Source organism: Lacticaseibacillus boliensis, from assembly GCF_054784775.1.
In genome coordinates, this window is sequence record NZ_BAAIHN010000069.1 from 1 (window position 1) to 3882 (window position 3882).

4 protein-coding genes are annotated in these 3882 nt (G+C 52.4%); 1 reads left to right on the forward strand and 3 read right to left on the reverse strand.

From position 1 onward, the window contains the following. Positions 1 to 927: 927 nt before the first annotated feature. On the reverse strand, positions 928 to 1560 hold the full coding sequence (locus ACYVRB_RS14085) for a L,D-transpeptidase (protein WP_461216047.1): 633 nt from the start codon (positions 1558 to 1560) through the stop codon (positions 928 to 930). A 107-nt stretch (positions 1561 to 1667) separates the two neighbouring features. Beyond that, positions 1668 to 2135, reverse strand: a complete 468-nt coding sequence (locus tag ACYVRB_RS14090; RefSeq protein WP_461216048.1) for a Dps family protein — start codon at positions 2133 to 2135, stop codon at positions 1668 to 1670. A gap of 160 nt (positions 2136 to 2295) precedes the next feature. On the opposite strand from ACYVRB_RS14090, the gene ACYVRB_RS14095 reads away from it, so the two are divergent. Next, positions 2296 to 2787: a TetR/AcrR family transcriptional regulator gene (locus ACYVRB_RS14095; RefSeq protein WP_461216049.1), complete on the forward strand. Its 492-nt coding sequence runs from the start codon at positions 2296 to 2298 to the stop codon at positions 2785 to 2787. 21 nt (positions 2788 to 2808) lie between these two features. Here the strand turns inward: ACYVRB_RS14095 and ACYVRB_RS14100 are convergent, their stop codons facing one another. Beyond that, positions 2809 to 3570, reverse strand: coding sequence for a sulfite exporter TauE/SafE family protein (locus ACYVRB_RS14100; protein ID WP_461216050.1), 762 nt, complete (start codon positions 3568 to 3570; stop codon positions 2809 to 2811). Positions 3571 to 3882 lie beyond the last annotated feature (312 nt).

A 3882-nucleotide genomic window follows, 5' to 3' on the forward strand; every position in this document is an offset into this window, starting at 1 on the left:
ATGGGTGTACGGACTCATAGTCGAGTTCTCCTTGTAGTTGGTCTTGTGGTGATTCCATTTTACAAGGACTCAGGCTATGAGTCTTTTCTATTTGACTAATTTGTTGCACTTGAATTGTAAATCCGTCACTTTAAAAGTAGATGCAGTTTGAACAAACATGTTATCATGTGTTCGGAGATAGAACCAAGTCGAAAGCCGCAGTGGGAGTAGTGCCCTGCTGTAAGCCGGCGGGCGGGACCTGATAATCAGGGTTCCGTTTTTTTTGTGTCTGGCGAAAAAACGCCCTATACAGGTAGTGCGACCTGTATAGGGCGTCGTTGGTCGGTACTATCGTTTACGGCGGCGTGTACCGTGGCGACGAGCGTGCCGACCCTTAGGTTGCTGGTTGTGGTGGAACAAATACCTGCAGAGGTAAGGCGGCAGTAATCGCGTGCTTGTCAGGCGCCATCTGCGGCTAGATGCCATGCCCACGGGCTGTTTCACCCGTGGGCTTGAAGTGCTTGTCGATCGGTAACGCGCCGGTGAACGGTTTAGGCGGGAAACGAGCTGGCATGTCGACTATTGAGCCTTGAATGGATGAATGAACCACGACCGTCTTGTCGTTTAACGATGAGACGGTCGTGGTTTTTTGGGAAAATTGCCGTACTTCCAGAGGATGGCACACGACAAATATTTAAATTTGCGCGGCTATCATTGAAAAGACGCAGTATTACGCGGTTCTGGCCGTTTCATCGAATTGGTCATATTCGCGATGAAACGTTTAGGGCAGTCGTCTCAAGGAGGTCGCGGCTTCCTCGCGCCAATTTAATAATTTGTCGTGTGCCGTTTCCTGGGAGCACGGCCGATTTTCCCGGCCGTGGCGGTATTCGGAAACTTTTGTCACAAACGCAAAAAACGCTCGACTCACGCGCGGAGTCGAGCGTTTTCCTATTTAATGATGACTTCGGTGCCTGACGGGATATGTTCGTTGATCCACTTGGCGTCGGGGATGCTCAGACGGATGCAGCCGTGCGAGCTAGGGCGTTTGCCGAGGTATTGGGCTTCTTTGACGATGTAGTGGCCGTCTTTATCGATGGGGACGCTGTGGAATAAGTATTTGTTGCCTTTGAAGCTGGTCCAGTAGTTGGCGCCCATCTTGTCTTTGGGGTTATAAAATGTCTTGCCGCGATCGATGATGTGAAACGTACCGGTCGGCGTCGCGTGATCCATGCCAGATGAGCAATACATCGTGTAGACGCGCTTGCTGTTTTGGGTGATATGGATGCGCTGGGTCTTCAAATCGACGTGTAAGACCACGGGATCGTCCTTGGTCACCGTGGGGTAGGCGTAGGTTTGCGAAGGCTTCTTCCAGTCGACGGTTTTCATCGTGGCGACTTTTTTGGCGCTTTGTGAGGTGGCCTTCTTATGGGCTGCAGAACTAGATTTGGCACGCTGTTCTTGGCGCGCCTCTTTGATATTCTTGGAGTGGGTGTTCAGCACGAATCCGGCACCAATGATGAAGATGACGGCTGAGATCATGAGGATGATATCAGAACGGGAATGTTTACGACGAGTTGGCATAGTTTTAGACTCCTTCACATATCCCCATGCTAACATGCGCCGCAATCGGTTGCAAAGCCGGTTTCACAAATAAAAACGACCCGCAACAGCGAGCCGTGAAAAGCAGATCAATCATCAATTTCTGGGGCGTGGCCGCGTTGGGCAGACAGCATCCAGATGCGTTTTTCCACCGCGGTGTGGAAGCCGGTGAGGATGTCTTGGGTCGAGTCATCGCCTTCTTGGCCGGCGACGTCGATGCCTTCTTGATAGACTTTTTCCAGGTGGCGATAGCCGGCGATCAGGCGCGCGAAGCGTTCGTCGGTGCTGGCATCATAGCTACCAGGCACGGATTGGATGCCGGTGTGTTCTGCGAATTCTTCGAGCGTTGAATACGGCGCGCCATCGATGGCGATCAGGCGCTCGGAGACTTCGTCGAGTTGGTCGTTGATCTCTTCCATGTATTCATCCATCAGCGGATGCAAGAACAGGAATTCGGGGCCGCGCATGTACCAGTGGGTCTGGTGAATGACGGCGGCCATCTGGCTGAGATCGGCAACGAGTTGGTTCAAAATAGTCTTGGTCTGTGAATATTGCATATGGATCCTCCTATGCGAATTGACAGTTGCGACGTCTTGACCTAACAACACTAATTATAACAACGCTTAGCCAGCGGTTGCAAAAACAAAGACCGCGAATTTTGGGGTAAAGGATTGTAAAACTTTGGGTTACAATTGAGCGTGAAAGGAAGTGTCGCTCATGTCAGACTTGCGCACCCGCCGGACGCTCGCCGCGATCCAGCGCAACATGTATACGCTGCTCAACCAGCAGCCATTCAGCGCGATCAACGTCTCAATGATCTGCCGGCAAACAGGCATTACCCGCTCGACGTATTACCAATATTATCTGGATAAAAACGATTGGCTGGAGCGCGAAGTCGGGCGGCTGATCCTGATCGTAGAACGTAACCTGCCCGACGAGATCGGCCAGCTCGACGCGCTAGTCAAGGCGCTTTCGCCAGAAGCCAAGCAGGTGGAGCTGTTATTGACGATCCATGACCCTGCAGGCGACCTCAGCGCCCAACTTAAACAACTATTTATTAAGCAGTGTGTCGCAGAAGATGCGTATCACGCAGGGCTTTACGCAGACATTGCCTTGCGTACGCTGAGCTGGCGGCTGGCCCATCCCGGAGACGTTCAGCCGGTGTTTGAGAAACTGGTGGCGTTGTTAAGGCAAAATAAAACTCATTGATATCATACACCACGTATGATATCAATGAGTGAGATCCCAGATTGTTTTGCCAAAAAAGATCGCCAAGACCAGCAAGATCAGCGGCCGCGCACCGCGACCACCGAAGCGTTTGAAGTAAGTGGCACCGAGATGATTGCCGAGAATTGAAAAGGCGCCGGCAGTCAGTCCCAGTAGCAGATAGACCTTGCCGTTGAACAAGAACACCACCAGACTGGTAAGGTTGGTCGTCAAGTTGATGACCTTGGTGGTGCCGGCAGCGTCGTGCAAAGGCAGGTGCGCCAAGGCGGTGAGCGCCAGCAACATGAACGTCCCGGCGCCTGGCCCGTAAAAGCCATCGTAAGCACCAAGGACAACGGCGATCAGACCGGTGTAGACCGTTGTTCTTGTCGGGGAAAGCGGAGCCGTTGGCGTTGTCGCTAAGGCGCTTTTATGTAATAGCAGGTATGCCGCCGTCAGTGGCAGCACGGCCAGCAGGAGCAGGCGAAACCAGTGATCGGACAGCAACAAGGCGAGGTGCGAGCCGGTATTGGCGCCAATGATTGCACAAATAATGGCCAGTAGCGCGAGCTTGGCGCGGATGTAGCCGCTGCGTGCAAATTCTGCGGTTGCCACCAGCGTGCCCATGCCGCTAGAGAGTTTGTTGGTCCCGATCGCCATGTGCGCGGGAATGCCGGTCAGCAGATACGCCGGCAGCGAGATCAAACCGCCACCGCCGGCGATCGCGTCGACAAAGCCTGCCAAGCCGACCAGCGGGCAGACAATGATAAAAGTTATCCAGGTCATTTTTCCATCTCGATTATCGTCAGTTCTCATCAGCGTAGCATCTCGTCATCGTACAAGCAAGCGCTTGCGTCAGTTTTTGTGACATGTTATCCTAGAGAAAATTAATTTTGTTGCCACCGGGCAGCTAGGCGCCACGCGCGCATCCCATCAGGTCGAAGAAGGGATGCAAACGTGGCGTCTTTTTGTGGCTCTGCGTCAACTGGTGTTGAAGAATAAATTTATCTTTTAGGAAAGTCTCCATGATAGGAGGCTTTTTGTTATTTTAGGCAGTTAATTGGTAGATGCGATTGAAGAAATTGGTTTGATTGCGAA